19 protein-coding genes are annotated in these 21,473 nt (G+C 61.4%); 5 read left to right on the forward strand and 14 right to left on the reverse strand.

Translation table 11 applies throughout. The features are described from left to right. Window positions 1-14 precede the first annotated feature (14 nt). Genes C1A35_RS21035 through C1A35_RS21045 form a run of 3 tightly spaced genes read left to right on the forward strand, consistent with a single transcriptional unit; the run spans window position 15 to window position 2,613 of the window. Complete coding sequence (locus C1A35_RS21035) at window positions 15-698, forward strand: PIG-L deacetylase family protein (RefSeq protein ID WP_234822936.1); 684 nt, start codon at window positions 15-17, stop codon at window positions 696-698. Window positions 699-735: 37 nt separating this feature from the next. Then, the gene (locus C1A35_RS21040; protein ID WP_104666210.1) at window positions 736-1,944 is read left to right on the forward strand and encodes a DegT/DnrJ/EryC1/StrS family aminotransferase; all 1,209 of its coding nucleotides are present in this window, start codon (window positions 736-738) and stop codon (window positions 1,942-1,944) included. Window positions 1,945-1,983: 39 nt separating this feature from the next. Then, the gene (locus C1A35_RS21045; protein WP_199772990.1) at window positions 1,984-2,613 is read left to right on the forward strand and encodes a sugar transferase; all 630 of its coding nucleotides are present in this window, start codon (window positions 1,984-1,986) and stop codon (window positions 2,611-2,613) included. Window positions 2,614-2,616: 3 nt separating this feature from the next. Here C1A35_RS21045 and C1A35_RS21050 read toward each other — a convergent pair whose 3' ends face one another. The 11 genes from C1A35_RS21050 to rfbF form a co-directional block, all read right to left on the reverse strand. Further along, a complete protein-coding gene (locus tag C1A35_RS21050) occupies window positions 2,617-3,951 on the reverse strand; it encodes an O-antigen ligase family protein (protein ID WP_104666211.1) in 1,335 nt (444 codons plus the stop codon). Between the two features lie 198 nt (window positions 3,952-4,149). Beyond that, window positions 4,150-4,974, reverse strand: coding sequence for a 3'(2'),5'-bisphosphate nucleotidase CysQ (cysQ, locus tag C1A35_RS21055; RefSeq protein WP_104666212.1), 825 nt, complete (start codon window positions 4,972-4,974; stop codon window positions 4,150-4,152). Window positions 4,975-5,028: 54 nt separating this feature from the next. Further along, complete coding sequence (gene cysN / locus C1A35_RS21060; RefSeq protein ID WP_104666213.1) at window positions 5,029-6,918, reverse strand: sulfate adenylyltransferase subunit CysN; 1,890 nt, start codon at window positions 6,916-6,918, stop codon at window positions 5,029-5,031. Then, complete coding sequence (cysD, locus tag C1A35_RS21065) at window positions 6,918-7,817, reverse strand: sulfate adenylyltransferase subunit CysD (protein WP_104666214.1); 900 nt, start codon at window positions 7,815-7,817, stop codon at window positions 6,918-6,920. The genes cysN and cysD overlap by 1 nt, the downstream gene beginning before the upstream one ends. A gap of 102 nt (window positions 7,818-7,919) precedes the next feature. Next, window positions 7,920-8,357: a GtrA family protein gene (locus tag C1A35_RS21070; protein WP_158665115.1), complete on the reverse strand. Its 438-nt coding sequence runs from the start codon at window positions 8,355-8,357 to the stop codon at window positions 7,920-7,922. Further along, window positions 8,329-9,342 carry a glycosyltransferase family 2 protein gene (locus C1A35_RS21075; protein ID WP_104666216.1) on the reverse strand — a complete coding sequence of 338 codons (1,014 nt, stop codon included), beginning with the start codon at window positions 9,340-9,342 and terminating at the stop codon, window positions 8,329-8,331. Before C1A35_RS21075 ends, C1A35_RS21070 begins: the two co-directional genes overlap by 29 nt. A gap of 19 nt (window positions 9,343-9,361) precedes the next feature. Further along, a complete protein-coding gene (locus tag C1A35_RS21080; protein WP_104666217.1) occupies window positions 9,362-10,342 on the reverse strand; it encodes an NAD-dependent epimerase/dehydratase family protein in 981 nt (326 codons plus the stop codon). Window positions 10,343-10,435: 93 nt separating this feature from the next. After that, the gene (locus C1A35_RS21085) at window positions 10,436-11,659 is read right to left on the reverse strand and encodes a class I SAM-dependent methyltransferase (RefSeq protein WP_104666218.1); all 1,224 of its coding nucleotides are present in this window, start codon (window positions 11,657-11,659) and stop codon (window positions 10,436-10,438) included. Window positions 11,660-11,661: 2 nt separating this feature from the next. Then, window positions 11,662-12,912 carry a DegT/DnrJ/EryC1/StrS family aminotransferase gene (locus tag C1A35_RS21090; RefSeq protein ID WP_104666219.1) on the reverse strand — a complete coding sequence of 417 codons (1,251 nt, stop codon included), beginning with the start codon at window positions 12,910-12,912 and terminating at the stop codon, window positions 11,662-11,664. Beyond that, window positions 12,902-14,059 carry a CDP-glucose 4,6-dehydratase gene (gene rfbG, locus C1A35_RS21095; RefSeq protein ID WP_104666220.1) on the reverse strand — a complete coding sequence of 386 codons (1,158 nt, stop codon included), beginning with the start codon at window positions 14,057-14,059 and terminating at the stop codon, window positions 12,902-12,904. Before rfbG ends, C1A35_RS21090 begins: the two co-directional genes overlap by 11 nt. A 3-nt stretch (window positions 14,060-14,062) precedes the next feature. Continuing rightward, a complete protein-coding gene (gene rfbF / locus C1A35_RS21100; protein WP_104666221.1) occupies window positions 14,063-14,887 on the reverse strand; it encodes a glucose-1-phosphate cytidylyltransferase in 825 nt (274 codons plus the stop codon). Window positions 14,888-15,432: 545 nt separating this feature from the next. Here rfbF and C1A35_RS21105 point away from each other — a divergent pair. After that, window positions 15,433-16,929 (forward strand): glycosyltransferase family 39 protein, encoded by a 1,497-nt coding sequence (locus C1A35_RS21105; protein WP_158665116.1) that lies wholly within the window; start codon window positions 15,433-15,435, stop codon window positions 16,927-16,929. A gap of 137 nt (window positions 16,930-17,066) precedes the next feature. On the opposite strand, the gene C1A35_RS21110 is transcribed toward C1A35_RS21105, so the two are convergent. The 3 genes from C1A35_RS21110 to C1A35_RS21120 all read right to left on the reverse strand — a co-directional run bounded on the left by C1A35_RS21110 (window position 17,067) and on the right by C1A35_RS21120 (window position 20,112). Next, a complete protein-coding gene (locus C1A35_RS21110; protein WP_234822946.1) occupies window positions 17,067-18,170 on the reverse strand; it encodes a glycosyltransferase family 4 protein in 1,104 nt (367 codons plus the stop codon). 72 nt (window positions 18,171-18,242) lie between these two features. Beyond that, on the reverse strand, window positions 18,243-18,902 hold the full coding sequence (locus C1A35_RS21115; protein ID WP_104666224.1) for a response regulator transcription factor: 660 nt from the start codon (window positions 18,900-18,902) through the stop codon (window positions 18,243-18,245). A gap of 124 nt (window positions 18,903-19,026) precedes the next feature. Then, a complete protein-coding gene (locus C1A35_RS21120; RefSeq protein ID WP_104666225.1) occupies window positions 19,027-20,112 on the reverse strand; it encodes a glycosyltransferase in 1,086 nt (361 codons plus the stop codon). A gap of 427 nt (window positions 20,113-20,539) precedes the next feature. Here C1A35_RS21120 and C1A35_RS21125 point away from each other — a divergent pair, with 427 nt between their 5' ends. Continuing rightward, a complete protein-coding gene (locus C1A35_RS21125) occupies window positions 20,540-21,445 on the forward strand; it encodes a methionyl-tRNA formyltransferase (protein WP_104666226.1) in 906 nt (301 codons plus the stop codon). The last annotated feature ends 28 nt before the right edge of the window (window positions 21,446-21,473 follow it).

Consider the following 21,473-nt stretch of genomic DNA (forward strand, 5'->3'; position numbering starts at 1 on the left):
GTGGGGGCGGCAAGATGAGCCTGATGGAAACGCTCGGGCGAACGCTTGTTATCGCGCCACATCCCGACGATGAGGTTTTGGGCGCCGGCGGCACGATGGCACGGCTGGCGGCGCAAGGAAGCGACGTCTTCGTGGCGGTGGTCACGGAAGGAAAACCGCCGGCCTATGATCGCGCGACGGTGACGGCCGTTCAGGCCGAAGCGCACGAGGCGCATCGAATACTCGGTGTCAAGGAAACGCGTTGGCTTGGCTTTCCCGCTGCGGCGCTTTCCGAAACCTCCCATTCGGCGCTCAACGCCGCCCTGTTCGAACTGGTGCGTTCCGTCGCGCCGCAAACGCTGCTCATCCCCTTCATCGGCGACATGCATGTCGACCATCAATTGATCTTCCTGTCGTCACTGGTCGCCGCAAGGCCGCACCAGCCCGGTTATCCCAAGGTGATCCTGGCCTACGAGACGCTTTCGGAGACAAACTGGAACGCTCCTTATGTGACGCCCGGCTTCGCGCCGAATGTGTTTGTCGACATCACCGATCATATCGATCGAAAGCTTGCGGCGATGAAGGCGTTCAAATCCCAGGTTCGGGCGGCACCCCATGAGCGCAGCCTCGAGACCTTGAGCGCGCTCGCCACGTTGCGCGGCGCAACCGTACTCAAATCGGCCGCCGAAGCCTTCGTGATGGTGCGGCAGGTCATCTGATATTTCCGGAGTTTTCAGTCGAGCGAGGGAGCAAGCTGTGGCGACGTGGCCGGTATATGACGAGGAGCAGATTGCGGATGTCGCGGCGGTCTTGAGGTCGGGCAAGGTGAATGCCTGGACAGGACCGCACGTCGCGTCCTTCGAGGAAGCCTATGCCCGTGCGCTCGGGCGCACGCACGCCATCGCGCTTGCCAACGGGACGCTGGCGCTGGAGCTGGCGCTTTTCGCGCTCGGTCTTGAAGCCGGCGACGAGGTGATCGTCACGCCGCGCAGTTTCGTCGCCTCGGCGTCCTGCGTTTCCTTCTGCGGCGGCATCCCCGTCTTCGCCGATGTCGACGAGAACAGCCAGAACATCAGCGCCGCAACGATCGCACCGAAGATCACCAGCCGGACAAAAGGCATCATCGCCGTCCACCTTGCCGGCTTTCCCTGCGACATGCCTGAAATCATGGCCCTTGCCCGAAAGGCGGGGTTGTGGGTGATCGAGGATTGCGCACAGGCTCACGGCGCGGAGATCAACGGCAGGCCGGTTGGAAGCTTCGGCGATATTGCCGCATTCTCCTTCTGCCAGGACAAGATCATCACGACCGGCGGCGAAGGCGGCCTGATTGCTCTTGACGACGAAGCGCTGTGGAAAAAGGCATGGGGCCGAAAGGACCACGGCAAATCCTATGACGCGGCGTTCCTGAGAGAGCATCCGCCGGGTTTTCGCTGGCTGCATGAAACGATCGGCACGAACTGGCGGATGACATCGCTCGCGGCCGTCCTGGGATTGCGGCAACTGGAGCGCTTGACGGCGTGGCATGCGACGAGGACCCGCAATGCCGCGATCCTAGATCAGGCAGTTGGCGACCTTGCCGCGCTGCGGGTGCCGACGCTGCCGAAGGGCTTTCGTCACGCCTATTACCGCTATTATGTTTTCGTTCGGCCGGAAGCATTGAAGCCCGGACACGACCGGGACTCGATCGTTGCCGCCATGAATGCGGCAGGCGTGCCGTGCTTTACCGGGAGCTGCTCTGAGGTCTATCTCGAAAAGTGCTTTGCCGACCTTGGTCTCTCGCCTTCCGAGCGACTTCCCGTCGCGCGCCGGCTGGGTGAAACCAGCATCGCGCTTCTCGTCGATCCGGCGCAGAGTGAAGAGGCGATGACCAGGGTTGCCCGCCGTCTGCATGCGGTCGTCACCGGGGCGTCTCTTCCCGGTCTCGGCCAGCGCGCGCCCGTGCCTGAAATGGAAGCGCGAGCATAGGGCGGCTTTTTCGGAGGTGATTATGCAGCCGTGACGGGGTTGCCCGACCGCGCGGCGACCGATGCATGGGAGTTGAATATGAAGCGGTGCTTTGACATCGTCTTTGCGTTGCTTGCAGGCATCGTGAGCCTGCCGATCATGCTGGTGGTCGGGATCGCCGTGGCCATCTGGCTCGGGCGGCCGGTGCTGTTTCACCAGTCCCGGGCGGGGCTCGACCGGCGCCCATTCCGCATGATGAAATTTCGATCGATGTCGGATGCGCGGGACGCCGAAGGGCGTCTCCTCGGCGATGCCGAGCGCACAGGCCGGTTCGGGCTTCTGCTCCGGCGGACGCGCCTGGACGAATTGCCCGAGCTCTGGAACATCCTGATCGGCGACATGAGCCTGATCGGCCCCCGACCGATCCTTCCGGAAACGATCGACGCGCTCGGCGAGCGCGGTATTTGGCGATGCAGCGTGCGGCCCGGTCTTACCGGCTGGGCCCAGATCAGCGGCAACGCCATTCTGTCGAACGACGACAAGCTAGACCTCGATCTCTGGTACATTGCCAACCGGTCGGCCTGGGTAGACCTCAAAATCGTTGCCGAAACCGTTCTGGTGATGGTTCTCGGCGACCGCATCAACGAGCGGCGGCTGAGCGCCGCACGTCAGAGCATGCCTGAGCCATAGGCGCTATGGCCGCGGATCGGTTCGCAGCACCGGTTCGACCTGGGCAATGACATCCGGTTCCGGTCTGGCTGAACGCGCGAGGGCAATGTGGGCGCAGGCAAGCGCCACGGGCAACAGAAGCGGAAACGGCCAGAACCGGCTATAGGCGTGCGGGACTGCATTGGTGACCAGGAGCAGAATGGAGATATTTGCTGCGACGCAGCCGGCAAATGGCCGGCCACCCGGAACTCGCGCGACCACAAGTGCCGGGCCGAGGGCGGAGAGCAGCATTACCAGAAGGCCGACCGCCGAGATCAGGCCGCCCTCCATCCATAGAAGCAGATAGAGGTTGTGCACCGGTTTCTTGAACGCGCTTAATATCCGGTATTGGTCCGCCCCAACGCCGATCAGCAAGGTGCTGTCGACCTTGCTGATCGCTTCATGGATGAGTTCCACACGAAATTCGAATGTGCCGGCCTGGCCGATGTCACCGGTTTCGAGTGCCCCCAGCACCCGTTTCTGGAATGTGTCTGGCAGATAGTCCCGCGCCGATGTGCCGACGGCGAGGATCAGGCCGGCAATCACGGCGGCGTAGACAACCAGTCGCTTCCAATTGACACCGAGAACGGTGAACACGGTCATTCCCAAGGCGAGCGCAATGAGGCCGGTATTGGAACCGGTCAGCAGGATCCCGTAGATCAGGATCAGCAAGGCGAAAATGGCGAAGACGCGGTTGATGCGCTTCGTCGTGATCAGCAGAAGCAGGATAGGGACAGCGAGCGCGATCACCGCCGCGCACTCGTTTTCGCGCTCCATCAAGCCGCTGAAGCGCCCGCTGCCGCTGACAAAGTTCGTGTTCTTGCGGCCGTCTATATGGATGAGGTAGATGCCCTGGATGCATAGCACGAGTATTGAGAACACATAGGTCTTCGCGAGCAGGAAGAGTTGGTCCAGCGTACGACCGCCGTATAACAACGCTACGAAGAGATAGGCGTAGAGATACTGCGCGACTACGACGACGCCGCGCATGGGATCCGGGGCCGCGATGCTGCTCACGAGCAGACCAGAGGCCAGCATTGTCAGCCCCAGCCACCATAGTCCGCTGCTCAGTCGCCCGAATAGCTGAAAATCGAGGTTTCCGTTGAATAACGCAAAGCAGAAGCAGAACAAGGCAAGGATGTCGGCCACTGTGTAATTCGTGTCGCCATAGCGAAAATAGTTCATGGTGCAGAAGAAGACGGCGCCAATCAGCAGCAGGAATTCGATCCTCCTGGTGAGCACGGTGCCCCGCGTATCGCGGTGCGTGGCTTTCCGGCTGGGACCCAGCCCGGCCGAAAGGGTATGGTTGAACATGTTCATGGCATGCGGTCACCTTCACCCTACATTACAGCACCGCGCGTCTTATCAGACGCGCAAAGATTGCTGTAGAACTTTGAATTCCTGCATGTTTTTGTCTTTTAATCGGCTACGATTAGAGGAGATATCCTGCAGGCCGCGCATCCTTTCGGCACACCGAACCCAACCAGCCTTTGCGCTTATTCCTCGCCTTCGGGCACTCTACCCGCTTTCCCTTCCATCCGCTTCCTTTTCGCGCCCCTCCGGGCCGCAATCGCGCCCCCAGCCGATGAAGCCGGGATTGGCGAAATCGCAGTCGTTTGCCTGGCGTCGCTTTCCGTAGCGAAAAGGCTGCCCGTCGAGCGTCGTGACGCGGCCACCGGCCGCACGCAATACCGCATCGCCGGCGGCCGTATCCCATTCCATCGTGCGCCCGAAACGCGGATAGACATCGGCAAGGCCTTCGGCGAGCAGGCAGAACTTCAGCGAGGAGCCAATCGACGTGCAGTCGCGGATCGCGTTCCTCGCAAGAAAGTCCGCCGTTTCCGCATCGCTGTGCGAACGGCTGGCGACCGCCGTCAGGCTCGCAGGTCGCGTCCGGCAGCGTATTTCCGTCGTTTCGATGACGGCAAAGTCGGCGGCCACCTGAAACTTCGCGGCCCGCCCCCCTTCGGCAACATAGCCCACTTGCCGGGCAGGTGCGAAGACGACGCCGGCCACCGGCTCGCCATCGCTGATCAGCGCGATGTTGACGGTGAAATCGCTGCGCCGGTTGATGAATTCCTTGGTACCGTCGAGCGGATCGACGAGAAAGAAGCGTTGACCTTCGATTTCGGGCACGGCGCCGGCCGCGACGGACTCCTCGGCCACCACCGGAATATCGGGGAAGCTTCGCGCCAGAATGGCAAGGATGATCTCTTCAGCACAGCGATCGGCTTCGGTGACTGGCGAACAATCGGCCTTTTCATCGACCGCGATGTCACGCGCGTAGACGTCGAGAATAGCCTTGCCGGCCTCTATCGCTGCGGCCGTGAGCGTATCGATCATCGTCTCTCTCCGTAGTGCCGCTGGCGTCGTCGTCCTTGCTCGCCGAACTTGGCGTCATTGATTGTCCAGGTAGGCCTCGATCTCGCCCGCAAGCGTCGTGACCTCACGGCCGACGGTATGGAGGTGGATTTCGGGCGTCTCGGGGCGCTCGTAAGGCGAACTGATGCCGGTGAAATTGCGGATCTCGCCGGCAAGCGCCTTCTTGTAGAGACCCTTGGGATCGCGACGTGCGCATTCCTCGATCGGTGTGTCGACGAAGATCTCGATGAATTCGCCGGGACCGAACAGCTCGCGGGCCATGCGGCGCTCCGAGCGGAAGGGCGAGATGAACGACACGAGCACGATCAGGCCCGCCTCGGTCATGAGCTTCGCGACCTCGGCCACGCGCCTGATGTTTTCGACCCGGTCTTCTTCGGTAAAGCCGAGATCCCGGTTGAGGCCATGCCGGACGTTGTCGCCATCGAGCAGGAACGTGTGTTTGCCCCGGGCGTGCAGCATTTTCTCCACGGTATTGGCAATCGTCGATTTCCCGGAGCCCGAGAAACCGGTGAACCACAGCACGCGTGGTGTCTGATGATTGAGCGCGGCTCGCGCCTTCTTGTTGATGTCGAGTGCCTGCCAATGAACGTTGAGCGCGCGACGCAGCGGAAAGTCGATCATGCCGGCGCCGACTGTCGCGTTGCTGAACCGATCGATCAGCACAAAGTTGCCGGTGATACGATTGTCCTTGTAGCTGTCGAAGACGATGGGCGCCTGGGTGGAAAGATTGCAGACGCCGATCTCGTTCATGCGCAGTGACTTTGCCGCTTCCTCGGCAAAGCTGTTGACGTCGATCTGGTGTTTGAGGCTGGTGATCGTCGCGCTGACGCTGTCGACTTCCGTGCGCAGGATGTAGCTACGCCCTGGAAGCATCGGATCCGGGTGAAGCCAGATCACGTGCGCCATGAACTGATCGGCGACATGCGGCCGGTCCTCTGGCGGTACGAGCATGTTGCCGCGCGAGATGTCGAGTTCGTCCTCAAGCACCAGCGTGACCGACTGGCCCTCGACCGCGCGCGAAATATTGCCGTCGTAGGTGACGATTTCCTTGATCCTGGAAAGCTGGCCGGATTTCGCCACCGCGATCGGATCGCCGACAGCGACGCTGCCCGACGCCACCTGGCCGGCAAAGCCGCGGAAGTCGAGATTTGGGCGAAGGACAAGCTGGACCGGGAAGCGGAAGGCCGCTTCGGCAGCCTCTTCCTCGATCGGAACCGTCTCGAGATGCTCCAATAGCGTCGGTCCGCCGTACCAGGGCATGTTCGGCGAGCGGCTCGTCATGTTGTCGCCGAAGCGCGCCGAGATCGGTATCGGCGTGATCGTCGTGAAGCCGAGATTCTCGGCGAACTCTCTGTAGTCGGCCACGATCGTGTCGAAGACCCGGCGGTCAAAACCAACGAGATCGATCTTGTTGACGGCAAGAACGACATGGCGCACCCCAAGCAGAGACGCGATGAAGGAATGCCGCCGCGTCTGACGAAGAATGCCTTTGCGGCTGTCGACAAGCACGACCGCGAGAGCGGCCGTCGACGCCGCGGTGACCATGTTGCGGGTGTATTCCTCGTGCCCCGGCGCATCGGCCACGATGAACTTGCGGCGCGACGTGGCGAAGAAGCGATAGGCAACGTCGATGGTGATGCCCTGCTCCCTCTCGGCCTCCAGGCCGTCGATCAGAAGCGCAAAATCAATGTCGCCGTGGTTGGCGCTGTTTCGTTTGGTCTCGCGCTTGAGCGCTGCGAGCTGGTCGTCGAACAACAGCTTGCTGTCATAGAGCAGCCGGCCGATCAGTGTCGACTTGCCGTCGTCGACCGAACCACAGGTCATGAACCGCAGAAGCGACTTCTTCTCCTGCTTGGCGAGATACTCGAGCACGCTGCCCGGTGTTGCGGGGATGCTGGCAGTCATCAAAAGTACCCCTCCCGCTTTTTCTTCTCCATCGATGCGGCCTCGTCCGCATCGATCAGGCGGCCGTGCCTTTCAGACGTGCGGGCGGTCAGCATTTCTCGGACGATGTCCTGGAGCGTCGTGGCTTTGGATTCGATCGCAGCGGTGAGCGGGTAGCAGCCAAGGGTGCGAAACCGCACCAGCCGCTGTTCGACCTTCTCGTCTTCGTGGAGCGGCATTCGCTCGTCATCCACCATGATCAGCATGCCGTTCCGTTCGACGACCGGGCGGCGTGCGGCGAAGTAGAGCGGCACGATCGGGATGTTTTCCTTGAGGATGTATTGCCAGATGTCGAGTTCCGTCCAGTTGGACAGGGGAAAGACGCGAATGGACTCGGATGGACCGACACGGGTGTTGTAGCTCTTCCACATTTCCGGCCGCTGGTTCTTCGGATCCCAGGCGTGCTGGACGTTGCGGAAGGAGAAGATGCGCTCCTTTGCCCTGCTCTTTTCCTCGTCCCGCCGCGCGCCTCCGAACGCGGCATCGAAGCCGTATTTGTCGAGCGCCTGGCGCAGGGCGATGGTCTTCATCACATGCGTGTGGACGTTGGAGCCATGGGTGAAGGGGTTGATTTTCTGCTCGACGCCGTCGCGGTTGATATGGACGAGCAGGTCGATGCCGAGTTCGGCGGCCGTGCGGTCGCGAAACTCAATCATCTCGCGGAACTTCCAAGTGGTGTCGACATGGAGGAACGGGAAAGGCGGCTTGCCGGGATAAAACGCCTTCATCGCCAGATGCAGCATGACGGAGGAATCCTTGCCCACCGAATAGAGCATGACCGGCTTCGCAAAGGTTGCGGCGACCTCTCTGAATATGTGGATCGCCTCGGCTTCGAGGCGCTGTAAATGAGTTAAGGGCATCGGTGCGAATACTCCAAAACTGCAAAATATAAAATTATAAAAACTTCAACTATATATTTGTTTCAGCTGGTGTAGTTTGACAACGTAACTATATTTATTGTTTTAGGCGTTATTTCTTGTGGGCGTACTTGTCGCGCCTGAGCCGCGAAAGACCCAAAGTCGCGACGCCAGATAATTCCAGACAAAGACGATCGGAACGCTGATCACCTTGGCGACCGGTGCCGGGATCAGGAGGGCAAGGCCCGCGACGATCGCCGTCGATATGAAGAGGCCCGTCAGGGTGGCGGCAACGAACTTCACGGCCTGCACATGGCTGCGGGCGGCACGGAAGGTCCAGGCGCGATTGAGCATGTAGCTGACCGCGATGCCGCAGGAATAGGAAACGAGGTTGGACGGCGTTGGCGGCGCCCCTGCAAGATAGAACGTGTTGAACAACGCCATGTCGAGCAAGGTCGTCACGGCGCCAACGGCCGCAAACCGGGCAAGCGTTTCGCCGGCGCGTTGCCGGGGGCTAGCGTCTTTTGTTGTCGGCAGCGACATCGCCGCGCCTCCAATCCGGCATCGCCGGCGTCGGGCGCCGGTGTTCGTCATTGTTGATTGAAGCTTCGATGATCGGGGCCGGCCTGTGCTTCGACTGCATGAAGATGCGGCCGACATATTCGCCCATGATCCCGAGAAAGATCGCGTTCAGGGTGATGGAGAGCAACAGCAGCATCGTGGTCGTGGCAAAGCCGGCGGGCCAGTCCTGCCCGAACAGAAGCTTGCCGACGAGGTAGGCGAACAGAAGCAGGAGCGTGGCGGTGCCCATGACGAGGCTCGCCATCGAGGCGAGCCTGAGGGGTGTCAGCGAATGGTTGAGAATGCCGTCGACGGCAAGCGAGAGCATCGCTTTGAACGGGAACTTGCTTTCGCCGGCGACACGGGCCTGACGGTCATATTCGAAGCCGACCTGGGAAAACCCCATGGCGCTGATGAGGCCACGCAGATAGGGAGACGTGTCGTCGACCTTGCGCAGTTCGTCGAGGATGCACCTGTCGACGAGCCTGAATTCGCCGGCGTTGAGCGGCAGATCGTCCTCGCTGAGCGCGTTGATGCACCAGTAGAAGGCGCGACGGATGTGCGTCGTCAGCCATCCGTCGGTGAGCGTCCGGCGAATGCCGTAGACCACCTGGTGCCCCTTCAGCCAGAGATCGATCATGCCGGGTATGAGGTGCGGCGGATCCTGCAGGTCGCAGTCGATCTGCACCGAGCAATCTCCGGTCGCCGCCTTGTAGGCCACGAGCAGCGAGCGCTGATAGCCGATGTTGCGGCTGAAGCGGATCACCCGAACGCTCGGATCCTCGCTCGCGATCTCCGTCAGGATCTCGAAGGTTCTGTCGGTGGAGTGGTTGTCCGTGAAGATGATTTCGCGGTCGTATTCGGGCAAGCTGCCGAACATGTCGACGATCGCCTCGTGGGCGCGCCGGACATTGGCCTCTTCGTTGTAGGCCGGAACCAGGATCGAGATTTTCTGCCTCTTTTTCATCTCGTCGTCACCACCATCTTCACGCCGTTTCTCGCGACAAACGGCCGTCGTTCGAACCGGGCAGCGCGGGCGCCTGCCGGTGCCACTCGACCGTACGGGTTATTCCTTCGCGCAAGGGGATGCGCGCACTCCAACCGAAGAGGTCCTTGGCGCGCGCCGTAGATGCGCGCAACTCGCGCGCACCCGCGGACATTCCTCCCAGACGATATTCGATGAGATCAGGGTTGGCGCCCGTCCGCTCGACGATGAGTTCGGCGACCTCCCGCATAGTTGGTGCGACGCCGCTTGCGACATTGACGAGCCGCGTGCTGACCGGGGCGTCGGCGATGCGAAGCAGCGCGTCGACAACGTCGCTCACATGAAGCAGGTCGCGACGATCACCGGGATGGTGGACGATGCAGGGCTGACCGGCAAGGCAACGTTCGATGAACAGCGGGATCATGAATTCGGTCGACTGCGTTGGACCGTAGACCAGAGCCAGTCGGGCGGTGATCACGGGGAAGGGCAAGCGCCTCTGCAATCCGCCGATGAGGTGGGTTGCAGCCGCGAGTTCGGCACCATAGGCGGTGACGGGCATTTCCCGGCTATCTTCCTCATAGGGTCTAGGCGCGGTGCCGTATTCGGCAATCGATCCGGATCTGATGATTTTCAGGGGCGGATGGCGAACGCTGCTCGCGGCGCCGAGAAGGTTCAACAAAGCGGTGAGGTGTTCCTTGATGCCTGCCTTGGCGTCGCCCAACTCCGCTTCCTCGCGTCTTCTCGGGCGCGCGGCGAGATGGAAGACGAATTCCGGTGAGACCTCCGACAGGCAACGCTTCATGGCGTCTTCCGACTGGAGGTCGAAGTTGTGCCGTTTAATTGACTGATCGAACGCATCGAGCCGGCTGTCGTCGGAGCCGGGCCGAACCACGACGTGGATTTCGTGGCCGACATCAAGGCAGGCCCGCGTCACATGCGAACCAATGAAGCCAGCCGCGCCGGTAATCAGAACCCTCGACATTGCCTATTCCCACTTGAGCCGGACAGCCGGACCGAAGCCCCAACCAAGTGCGTTTCCACCGCGACGGGTGGAAACGCATCACCCCCGTCGTGTTCAGTTGACCATGGTGGGGTAGGGCAACGGTACGAGGAAGCGGCCGCCTTGCGCGGCGAAGTCCGTCTGCTGCGCGCGGATCTCATCGAAGAAATTCCACGCCAGCACCAGGAGCACGCCGGGCGCATCCTTCCTCAACACGTCCGGGGAGCGGATCGGTATCTTCATGCCCGGCGAATACAGGCCCTGCTTCAGGGCGTTCCGGTCAACCAGGTAATCGAGCCTGTCCGGGCCGATCCCAAAGTAGTTGAGGAGGGTGTTGCCCTTGGCCGGCGCCCCATAGCCCGCGACGGTGACGCCGTCTTTCTTGAGCTGGTCCAGCATGGCGATCAGATCGACGCCGATCTTCCGGATGCGCTCGGCAAAGGCAAGATAGGTATCCGCCTCGAGCATCCCTGCATCCAGCTCCTCCGCAAGCATCTCGCTGACGATCGCCGTCGGGGGCGTCGCCGTTGCGGCGTGCTTGAGGAAAACTCGCATCGAACCTCCATGCACGCCGAGACGATGAACATCGACGACGTCGAGGTCGAAGTATCCGCCGAGCTTGACGAGCGAGAGCAGGCTGAACTCGGATACATGCTCGTGATAGATCGTGTCGAACTCGTTGTTTTCGAGAAGATTCTTCGCCCAGGGCACTTCGATGACGAAGACGCCATCATCGGCCAACCAGTCCTTGATGCCGGCCATGAAGTCATGAAGATCGCCGATGTGGTTGAACGTGTTCGTCGTAACGATCGCCTTTGCCGGACCGTACTCGCTGACCAGCCGAGCCGAGCCGCTGTGGGTGAAGTAGCCGACGTCCACGTTCACCCCGCGCGAGCGGGCGATCTCGGCCAGGTTTGCCGCAGGATCGACGCCGAGCGTCTTGCCGCCGACCTTGTTGCACGCCGAAAGCAGAAGGCCGTCATTGCAGCCGATGTCGACGATCAGTCCGCCGCCGGCGACCTTCTTCAAGACGCCGGCCAGCCCTGCAAAATGGTCGTGCATGGATGTGGCGCTCGATGGGACGTAGAGATAGTGCTCGAAGAAGCCGTCGGGAACCTGGTCGGAAACCTGGATCAATCCGCAGGTCAGGCAGGCCTGCGAGTCCAGCGGATACATGGGCTGGTCCTCGGGCACATCTTCCGGACGCACGAAGCTGTTTGCCGGCGGGTGATCGCCCATGCATAGAAACGTCAGCGGGTCGGCTGCAAGGCAAGCGCGGCATCTCGTAAGGCGTGTCATCTTCAAGCTCCAGGTTGTTCGAAGGAAGCTGCTTTCGGCTGGCGGCGCTTGCTAGCGCCGGAGCTCGTGAACCGCGCGGCGAAATCGCGGAACGACTGATGGATATGGTCGAGATGCGCCTGTGTCAGGCCGTGGTGGCAGGCGAGCAGGATACCGCCACGCATCACGTCGTCCGCAACCGGATAGCCGCGTGGCTCGACCTTGCTATGAACGCCGCTCATCGCCGGCTGGCGCAGGATGTTTCCGGTAAACACCGGACGGGTCTGGATATCGCGCTGTTCCAGGAAGATCTGCATCTCCCGCCGGGTGAACGGCGCATCGGCACGCACGGTCATCGGGAAGGCCAGCCACCCGGTTCGCGAAAGCGGCAGTTGCTCCGGCAAGACGAACCAGTCCTCGTAGGTCTCGAAGAAGGCGCGCTGCTTGGCGAAGTTGCGCTCGCGCGCGTCGATGTTCTGCTGCAGCCGATCGAGCTGGACAAGCCCGAATGCTGCGCCCATTTCGGATGGTTCGATGTTGAAACCCAGCACTTCGAACACGAACTTGGCGTCGTAATCGAAGCCGTCGAGATCGATGTTGAAACGGTTCTCGATGGTCTCCGACTCGACAAAGAGCGAGGATGTACGGCCCCAGGAGCGATAGAGTATCGCCTTGCGGGCGAGTTCATCGTCGTTGACGCAGACCATGCCGCCATTGCCCGCCGCGGTGATGACATGCGAGCCGTAGAAGCTGGTCGTGCTGATATCGGACCGCGCGCCGGTGCTGGTGTCCCTGATCGTCGCGCCCAGTGTGTCGGCGCTGTCTTCGATCACCAGCAGCTTGTGGGCGTCGGCGATGGCACGGATGCGGTCCCAATCGGGCAGGTTGCCGATCAGCGACGGGATCATCACCGCCTTCGTCTTCTTGGTAATCATCCGCTCGATCGCGTCGGCGTCGATGTTGTAGGTTCCCTCGACGACGTCGACGAAGGCCGGGACAAGACCGGCGCGCACGATCGGGGCGACGGTCGTTGCAAAGGTCAATGCGGGCGTGATGACCTCGGATCCCTTCGCAAGGTTGGCGATTTCGATGGCGAGATGGTTCGCGGACGAACCGGAGTTCACCATGATGCCATGCCGTTTCGCAAAGAGGGTCGCGACACGTTCCTGCATCGTCCTGACGGCCTTGCCCATCTGCGTCGATGAGCGCAGGACTGCCACAACGGCATCAATCTCTTCCTGACCGTAAACGGACTGTCCGTAATTAACTCGCATCTTTCCAATCTCCGATGTCGCGCAATGGCAATGGTCTTGCTTCGTGTTCGACTTCCTGTTTCCAGGCGGCGGCGTATTGCTCGATCTGATGCTCCGAGAACGAGCGGATGTTCCCAGGGTCGTCCCGGTACTTCCGGTACCAGGCGACGGTCATGGCCACGGTGTCGCGCAGGCGCAGCACCGGCTTCCAGCCGAGCTCCGTGCGCGCCTTGGTGCTGTCGAGGCGCAGGATGGTCGACTCCACCGGCGCATTCGCCTGCGGCTCGACGATGTATTTTGGCGCTGCTTCACCCCACTGGGCGACGACCATGTCCGCAAGCGTTCCGACATTCACGGTCGCTTCCTGGTCGGGACCGAAGTTCCAGCCGCCGGCAAAGCGCGTTCTGCCGTGAAGCAGGTGCGCCGCCAGCATCATGTAGCCGCGAAGCGGCTCGAAGACGTGCTGCCACGGCCGGATGCTCGACGGATTGCGCAGCCGTGCGGGGTTGCCGCCTTCCACCGACCGGACCAGATCGGGCACGAGCCTGTCGGCACCCCAGTCGCCGCCGCCGATGACGTTGCCGGCGCGCACGCTGACGAGCTGTGGCCCATTCGGGTCATTGAAGAACGAGGATCGATAGGCCGCGGCGACCAGTTCGGCACAGCCTTTCGACGAGCTGTAGGGGTCGCGTCCGCCCATCGGGTCGTTTTCCCGATAGCCCCAGACCCATTCGCGGTTCTCGTAGCACTTGTCGCTCGTGACGACGATGACGCCCTTCAAGGACTTCATGCGCCTCGCCGCGTCGAGTACGATGGCGGTGCCGACGACATTGGTCGCATAGGTGTCGACAGGGCTCTCGAACGAAGCGCGCACCACCGCTTGGGCTGCCATGTGGATGACGAGATCGAAATCCTGGCCGTCGGTCACCCGCGCCACGTCGGCGGCGGACCGAATGTCGCCTTCATGGCCGTTGACGACCTCGCCGAGGCCGGTCGCCGTGAAGAAGGACGGCTTGGACGGTGGCAGCGAAAGGCCGATCACCGACGCACCCAGCCGCCTCAGCCATAGCGAGAGCCAGCCTCCCTTGAAGCCGGTGTGTCCCGTGACCAGTATCTTGCGGCCACGGAACGCATCGGAAAGGTCCGCCTCGCTGGTGATCACAGCCATGTCCTACATCCGTACGTGATGGGTGGAAGGTGCTGCTGTCGCGGCGGAGAGGTGATCGCGGTCAAAATGCAGCCACGGCGGATCGTCGCTTTCGCACAGGCCGTTCAGGTAATCCCGATCGCGGATCGTATCCATCGGATGCCAGAAGCCGTGATGCTTGTAGGCAAACAGCTGACCGTCTCTCGCGAGGTTGGTCAGCGGCGACATCTCGAGAGGCTCGGAAAGGCTCGGGATGTAATCGAGGACGCCGGGTTCAAAGACGAAGAAACCGCCGTTGATCCAGGTTTCCTTCTTCTGCACCTTCTCGGTGAACTCGACGACCTGGTCACCTTCAATTTCAAGGTTACCGAAGCGGGCCGGCGGCTGCACCGCGGTCACCGTCGCAAGGCGGCCGTGCGAGCGGTGGAAGGCGAGCAACGCCGCGATGTCGATGTTTCCGACGCCGTCCGAATAGGTGACCATGAAGGTCTCGTTGTCGAGCCATTCGCGCAGGCGCAGAAGCCGCCCGCCGGTCATCGTCGAGAGGCCGGTGTCGACCACCGAGACATTCCAATCGAGCGGATGGTTGGGATGCAGCACCATCGAGCCGCTTCCAAGTGCCACGGTAAAGTCTGCGGTCGAGAGGTGGAAATTATGGAAGAAGCTCTTGATCGACATGCATTTGTAACCGCCGGCGACCACGAAGTCGCGGTGGCCCCAGTGGCTGTAGATGTCCATGACGTGAAGAATGATGGGCTTGCCACCAACCTCGACCATCGGCTTGGGTATACGCGTGGTTTCCTCGGCAAGGCGCGAGCCAAGCCCTCCCGCAAAGAGAACGACTTTCATAGCGGTCTCCAAGAAGATATGTTTGGGATACTGTTGACGTCTCAGGTTTTATTCATGAGCAATCGCGATCCAATGCGCGATTTGGGCGTTTTCAATAACTGATTAAAATGCACGTCAATAAATGCAGGTGATTACCTGCGCGCAACGGAATATGTCTGGATAAGTCCCAGGGTTTCCGTTATGTTAATTAACTAATATACAAGGAATACCTTATATTCTGCTTGGCCGCAAGCCTTTTTACATGTCAGGTTTATCCCCGCGCGCTTGTCGGGATTATCCCGTTACGCCATGCGCCGGGGCGCATTACAATCCCTTTGCGATCCATTTGAAGCCGTGTGCGACCGCATCGTTTCCCGTTGCCCGAGCGTGTTTTTACTTCGTCTATTTTTGTTCGGAGTTTTCGTATGGCCTATCCAGAAAGTGTTTCGTCGGAGAGACATGAATCCGTCCAAGGAAAATCATCGGGAATTTTCTATCAGATTGCAGCTGCCCTGTTCTCCCTGTTCTTTTTTTATTTCCTGTTTCTGAGAATTATGAATTTTGATATGCGGCGAGACGAGCAGCTGTATGTCCCGCCGATCAGGTTGCTGAACGATCAGGCGCTCTATGGCGACTTCTTCTACAATCATCCGCCGGCCTCCGCCTGGTACTTCTACGGCATCGGCAAGCTGACAGGATCGAGCGACCTGCTTTTGAGCGGCCGCCTCGGCATTTTCCTGGCCTGGATCCTTTTCGCGGTCGCGGTTGGCGGCGTGGTTTACGCGTTGACGCGTTCGGGTTGGGCAACCCTCTGCGTCGCCATCCTGTCGCTGGTAAACGAGTTGTTCCTGACCCAGACTGGTGTCAGCGCCACCAACAATTTCCTGCCATGGCCGTTCGCCTTTCTCGGCCTCAGTCTTTTCCTTTTCTCCTTGCGCAGCGAGCAGCAGCGTTCGTTGCAGGTGGCGCTGGCCGGGTTCCTGCTGGCGCTTGCCGTGTGCTTCAAGTTGAGCGCGGTCGCCTTCATCCCGGCCGTGGCCGTTGCCGCATTCCTCTTGCCGCGATCGCTGGCGCTGAAGGATCGCATCGTTCAGGTCGCGGGGCCGCTCCTGGTCGGTGGCCTTGTCGGTGGCGCGCCGATCCTCTTCTACCTCTTCAGGGATCCGCAGCTCTTCCTTGCCCACGTGGTGCGCTACCATACCGGTCCGCACCCGCAATTTTGGCGGCTGATGAGTGGCGACGGGGAGGGTGGCGCGATGTCGCTCGCCCAGAAAGTGGTGCTTGCGCAGGAAATATGGCTCGCGCCGGCCGTTGCCGTGGCGCTCGCGGCCCTGCTTGCGACCGCGCTCACCCTGCTAACCCGGCGCGCCGACAATACGGAAGCCGCGCCCCGGATGCGAATGGAAGAGCTCCTGGTTCTTGCAGGCGTGTTGCTCTGCAGCTTCGCCTTGAGCTTCGTGCCGACGCCTGGGTTCCCGCAATATTTTGCGCCGCCGCTCGTCTGCCTTCCGCTGGCTTTCGGCCTGTTGCTTGAGGCGCTAGGACCGCGCGCGCTTCCGATGATGCGGCCGATCCTTCTGTCGGCAACGCTTGTGGTGCTCGCGATCAACGCGCCGCGTCTTGGTCAATACCTCGGCAAAGCGACCCACCCGCAACAATGGACGGCGATGCGCGTGCATGCGGAGGGGGTGGCGATCGCGGAGAGAATGCGGGCTGCTGGCGTCAGCGGCAAGGTGGCGACGCTTGCGCCCATCTATCCGCTGGAAGGCGGTCTCGATGTCTACGCCGAGCTGGCGACGGGGCCATTTGTCTACCGCACCGCCGACATGACCAGCCCTGAATTGGCGAAATACTACAAGATGACATCGCCATCGACGATCGAGGCGCTGTTTGAGAAAGACCCGCCGGCGGCATTCCTGCTTGGCTTCGAAGAGGAGCTGGAAAAGCCGATGCGCGCTTATGCGGAGAGCCACGGTTACGTGCAGTCCGCGTCTCTCGGCTTCAGGGACAGATACGGGGTCCCCATCCTCTACCTGAAATCCGCAACACCTTCTGGATCCTGACGGCTGCTGTTTTCTTTGGCCGATTAAAGGACAAAAACATGCAGAAATTCAGAACTCTGCAGCGACCTTTGCGCGTCTGACAGGACGCGCAAAGGTCGGTCGATGCGGCCGCCTCGCCACTTGGCGGCCGTGCCGCATCAGGTCGATAGGCGTGCCGCCGGGTAAAGGACCCCCGAATCCTCAGGCGTCGCGATGACGTCGTCCCATTGCTGGAGCACGGACTGGATCGCGTAGCGCGCGGCAACCGCGCGCGCACCCGCGGCGCCGATCTGCTGCTGGAGCACTGTATCGCCGGCCAGGCGCCCGATGGCATCTGCGAGCTGGCGGACGTTCTCCCTCGGTATGAGCACGCCGACCGCGGGCGTATCGATGATTTCCGAGGGACCCCAGGGACAATCGAATGCGATACTGGCCAGGCCCGCAGACATCGCCTCCAGCAGCACGTTCGGAAAACCTTCGAAGCGGGAGCTGAGGACGAAGATATCGCCGGCATCGACCCATTCGACGGGTGATTTCGTCGTGCCGGGAAGGCGGACGCGGTCTGAGAGGCCGAGATGCCGGACCTGTTCCTCCAGGGCACGGCGCTCGGGACCTTCGCCGAAGATGGTCAGCGTCATGCTAGGAGTGTGCCTGGCAATATCGGCAAAGGCGTTGATCAGCAGATCGAAGCCTTTCTGCCTGTCGAGGCGACCCACGGCAACCACTCGGCTGCCCGCGCCGGTCGCCCGATCGCGCACATGCTGAAGGGTGATCGGATTGGGAATGATCACGGCTCTGGCCTGCAGGGCTGGCGGCAACGAATTGGCGGCCTCCGTCGTCTGCATCACCAGCCGCTCTGCCAGGCGCGCCGCCAGCGGCCGGGCCAGCCGCCAAATCGGGCTCATGTCTTGCGTGTTGAAGTTGTTTCGCTCGGAAAGCACGAGCCGCATGCCGAGACCCCGGCTGGCAAGGACGACCATGATGTTGACCTTCGTCAGAAAGGAAATGACGAGGTCCGGCGACAGGGCACGCAGCCGTCCACGCAGCCGGGCGATACGTGCGGCCGTCCGGAAAACAGGGGCCGACGGGCCACCGCCGAGCGCTTCCACGCCGACGGACCTGTCGTAGGCAAAGTAGCTTTCCGGGGTTTCTGCACTGAGCGCAAGCACGTGAACGTCGTCGCCGCAGGTCGAGCGATGGCGCGCGAGGATGTTGACGATCTTTTCCGCGCCGCCGGCACCAAGCCCCGAAAGCACAAACACAATTCGCAATGGCGGCTCCTCTTGAAGGGGCAGGTGCAAAATCTCGCCTGCGCTCGACGGTCCGACCCTCGTCTAGACGGCGCTCATCCAGCCGTGGGTCAAGGCAAAATGGACAATCTGCGCTCGCGTGTGGAGTTGCAGCTTCTCCGTCGCGCGGGCCTTGTAGGTTTCGATCGATTTGACGCTGACATTTGCGCGCGCGCCGATTTCCTTGTTGGAGTATCCAAGCGCGACGAGGCGCAGGACGTCCTGCTCGCGACGCGTCAGTCCCGGAGCGCCGGCTATCTTCATCGCTCGTGAACCGGTACTTGGCGCCGCGCGCGTCAGTTCCTGCGCCGTCGGCGGATCGAGATACAGCCCTCCGAGCGTGACGGAGCGAACCGCGAGCAGCAGGTGCTCGGGCGCGGAGCTTTTCTGGATGAACCCTTTGACGCCGATCTGCAACGCCTGCTGTGCATAGGTTCTTTCAGGATAAACCGTCATCACAACCACATAGGCCGAAAGCTGCTGCTCAAGGATTTGCTGGGCGAGCGAAAGGCCGCTCATATCGGGAAGGGCGATATCGACGACCGAGACGTCCGGCCCGGTTTCCTTGATCAGCGCCAGCGCGTCCGCGCCAGTTCCGGCGGAGCCGACGCAGACGATATCGTTGGTCGTCTCGATCGTCGAGCGAGCACCGACGATGACGAGCGGATGATCGTCGATGATGACCGTGCGTATTGGCGCCGTCATGATGCCCGCCTGTCTGCCGGCGCCAAGCCCGCCGGCGTTCGAGTAGATAGTGCCCCCTGATCGTCGTTCATGTATCGGTCCCCCTCCGAATTTTCTTTTGCAGCTCGAGGCGTGCGACGGCCCCCTAGAAATTCCTCAAGTAGCTGGAATATCGCCTCTCGATCTTGTGCAGCGTGTACTCGTTTTCGATACGATCGCGGGCGAGGTGCGCGTAGCGGGCATACTCCTCCGGCGAAAGGTCGAGCGCCTTGCGCATGGCGTCGGCAAAGGCCTCGGGATTGCGGGCCGGCACGACGATGCCGGCCTTGCCGGCGACCTCTGCCGCGTCGCCCACATCGGTTGCCACCACCATCTTTGCATAGCTCATCGCCTCGGCAAGGACGTTCGGAAACCCCTCGGTCCTGGAGGACAGGGCGAGAATGTCGATGTTGCGGTAGAACTCCTCCATGTCCGCGACCTCGCCCCTGAGGTCGATGGCCTCGCTCGGCAATCCGGCATCGGCGATCAGCCGGACGACCTCCGGATTGTCCCAGGCCAAGCCTCGGCCAGCGGCCAAAAAGCGGGTTTCGGGATGCGTGCGCAGCACCGAGGCGGCAGCGCGAAAGAAAGTGGCGTGATCCTTCTGCGGATGGAAGCGCGCGACGATGCCGATCCGTCGGGGTGGAGCCTCGTGGCCGGCGGCAACCGTCGGAATTTCGAAGCCGTTCGGGATGACGACCGAATTCAGGTTGCGGTAGCCATAGGCGCGGTGCATCTCCCGGGCGCGCGACGAGTTGTAGATGATGCCAGAGGCGGAACCGGAGAGCACCCGGGCAGCGGCGATCGCCAGATGCGAGCTTCGCGACAGCGAGGCAACATCGTCCAGCGACTGTCGAACATTCCAGATGACCGGCGTCGCGCGGCGCGCGAGCTTTGCTGCGACCGTTCCGACGACCATCGCATGGTACATCCAGCATAACATGACGCTCGGCTTTTCCCGGCGAATGATACTGGCAAGGCGCATCGTGCCCTGGAGAATGGCCGGGAGCGAGTGCGCGCCAAGCGCCACATACTCGACACGCGGATTGTCCGCGAGGTCACGATTTCGCGCCGAGACATCGCGCAGCGAGACGACCATGACGCGTTCGTCAGATGAAGCCTTGAGCAGGCGCGCGAGCATCGTCTCAGCTCCGGCGCTTGCGCTGAAATTGGTGATCAAATGCAATATCATACCGTGGATCCGAAGTTGCGCCGCGGTTTGGGCATTCCTCCGCATTCCCTGATCACGGCGACAGGTCACACGCGTGTGTATCCCTGCGCCTGTCACAAGCATTAAATTCCTGGGCGTGCATTGCGCGCCAGGACATCAACTTCCTATTGCCCCGATTTTGGAGGACACATCGGACGCGATGATTTCTGAAATAGTTTCGTACTCTAAATTGGTCGTCCAGGGCGAACCCTAGAAAGGCAGTGGTTTCAAGATACAACGGCAGACACTGTCATGCAATTATTCTCTTGCAGTATAGTCCGTCTCTGAAATAGCATCCTGTCATATCATACTTGAAATACATTAATATCGCCCGGATGGGTTATTTCTTCCCTTGGTTGTGGTCGAGTTGTATATTGCGCTCTGACACATTGTGCATTTGAGAACCAAAATGCGTTTTGCTCTGGTTGGTGCCGTCGAAGGATCCCGAATAGCGCTCGATGCCCTTTTGTCGAAGGGGATGCTGCCGTCGCTGGTCGTCACGCTGCCGCCTGATGCCGCGGATCGTCATTCGGACTTCGCGGACTTGACGACGCCGGCGCGTGCGGTGGGCATCACGGTCTGCCATACGACCAACGTGAACGCTGAAGATACGCTTGCAGCCGTTCGCGCCAGCGCGCCGGATCTCATTCTGGTCCTCGGCTGGTCGCAGATCTGCCGCCAGTCGTTTCGGGCCATCCCGCGGCTGGGCGTGATCGGCTTTCACCCGTCGGCACTGCCGCGCCTGCGGGGCAGAGGGGTCATCCCCTGGACCATTCTGCTCGACGAAAAGACAACCGGCTCGTCGCTGTTCTGGATCGACGAGGGAACGGATTCCGGCCCCATCATCCTGCAGCGTCTGTTCCCCGTCGCCCCGGACGAAACGGCACGCAGCCTCTACGGCAAACATGTGCGCAATCTTGCGGAAATGGTGCCCGAGGCTGTCGAACTGGCGGCTGCGGGGAAGGCGCCGAGGATCGAGCAGGATCACAGCCTGGCCAGCTATTGCGCAAAACGCATCGCCGAGGATGGCCTGATCGATTGGCAGCGCCCGGCGGCAGAGGTCCTGCGACTGATCAGGGCGGTCGGTGAGCCCTATCCGGGCGCCTTCTCGCGGCAGAACGGAAACGTCGTGCATATCGATCAGGCGCGGAGCTTCGCCGAATCTTCTCGCTACATTGGTCTGCCGGCACAGATCCAGACACATACGCCTGACGGTTTTACCGTCATGTGCGGCGACGGGCAGTGCATTGAAGTGATCGCCTGGCGCACGGCGGTTGAGCGGCGCCCCTCCATCCACAGCCGGTTGGGGGCATAAAGACGGGGCAGGTCGATATTTGCCGGGT

The organism is Ensifer adhaerens (genome assembly GCF_002940685.1).
Classification (GTDB): Bacteria; Pseudomonadota; Alphaproteobacteria; order Rhizobiales; family Rhizobiaceae; genus Ensifer; species Ensifer adhaerens_E.

Bases quoted from the DNA above. Each gene is read 5' to 3' on its own strand.
- C1A35_RS21035 (WP_234822936.1), top strand. From the start codon at position 15: ATGAGCCTGATGGAAACGCTCGGGCGAACGCTTGTTATCGCGCCACAT.
- C1A35_RS21050 (WP_104666211.1), bottom strand. From the start codon at position 3,951: ATGAACATGTTCAACCATACCCTTTCGGCCGGGCTGGGTCCCAGCCGG.
- cysQ (WP_104666212.1), bottom strand. From the start codon at position 4,974: ATGATCGATACGCTCACGGCCGCAGCGATAGAGGCCGGCAAGGCTATT.
- cysN (WP_104666213.1), bottom strand. From the start codon at position 6,918: ATGACTGCCAGCATCCCCGCAACACCGGGCAGCGTGCTCGAGTATCTC.
- cysD (WP_104666214.1), bottom strand. From the start codon at position 7,817: ATGCCCTTAACTCATTTACAGCGCCTCGAAGCCGAGGCGATCCACATA.
- C1A35_RS21070 (WP_158665115.1), bottom strand. From the start codon at position 8,357: ATGTCGCTGCCGACAACAAAAGACGCTAGCCCCCGGCAACGCGCCGGC.
- C1A35_RS21075 (WP_104666216.1), bottom strand. From the start codon at position 9,342: ATGAAAAAGAGGCAGAAAATCTCGATCCTGGTTCCGGCCTACAACGAA.
- C1A35_RS21080 (WP_104666217.1), bottom strand. From the start codon at position 10,342: ATGTCGAGGGTTCTGATTACCGGCGCGGCTGGCTTCATTGGTTCGCAT.
- C1A35_RS21085 (WP_104666218.1), bottom strand. From the start codon at position 11,659: ATGACACGCCTTACGAGATGCCGCGCTTGCCTTGCAGCCGACCCGCTG.
- C1A35_RS21090 (WP_104666219.1), bottom strand. From the start codon at position 12,912: ATGCGAGTTAATTACGGACAGTCCGTTTACGGTCAGGAAGAGATTGAT.
- rfbG (WP_104666220.1), bottom strand. From the start codon at position 14,059: ATGGCTGTGATCACCAGCGAGGCGGACCTTTCCGATGCGTTCCGTGGC.
- rfbF (WP_104666221.1), bottom strand. From the start codon at position 14,887: ATGAAAGTCGTTCTCTTTGCGGGAGGGCTTGGCTCGCGCCTTGCCGAG.
- C1A35_RS21105 (WP_158665116.1), top strand. From the start codon at position 15,433: ATGCGGCGAGACGAGCAGCTGTATGTCCCGCCGATCAGGTTGCTGAAC.
- C1A35_RS21115 (WP_104666224.1), bottom strand. From the start codon at position 18,902: ATGACGGCGCCAATACGCACGGTCATCATCGACGATCATCCGCTCGTC.
- C1A35_RS21120 (WP_104666225.1), bottom strand. From the start codon at position 20,112: ATGATATTGCATTTGATCACCAATTTCAGCGCAAGCGCCGGAGCTGAG.
- C1A35_RS21125 (WP_104666226.1), top strand. From the start codon at position 20,540: ATGCGTTTTGCTCTGGTTGGTGCCGTCGAAGGATCCCGAATAGCGCTC.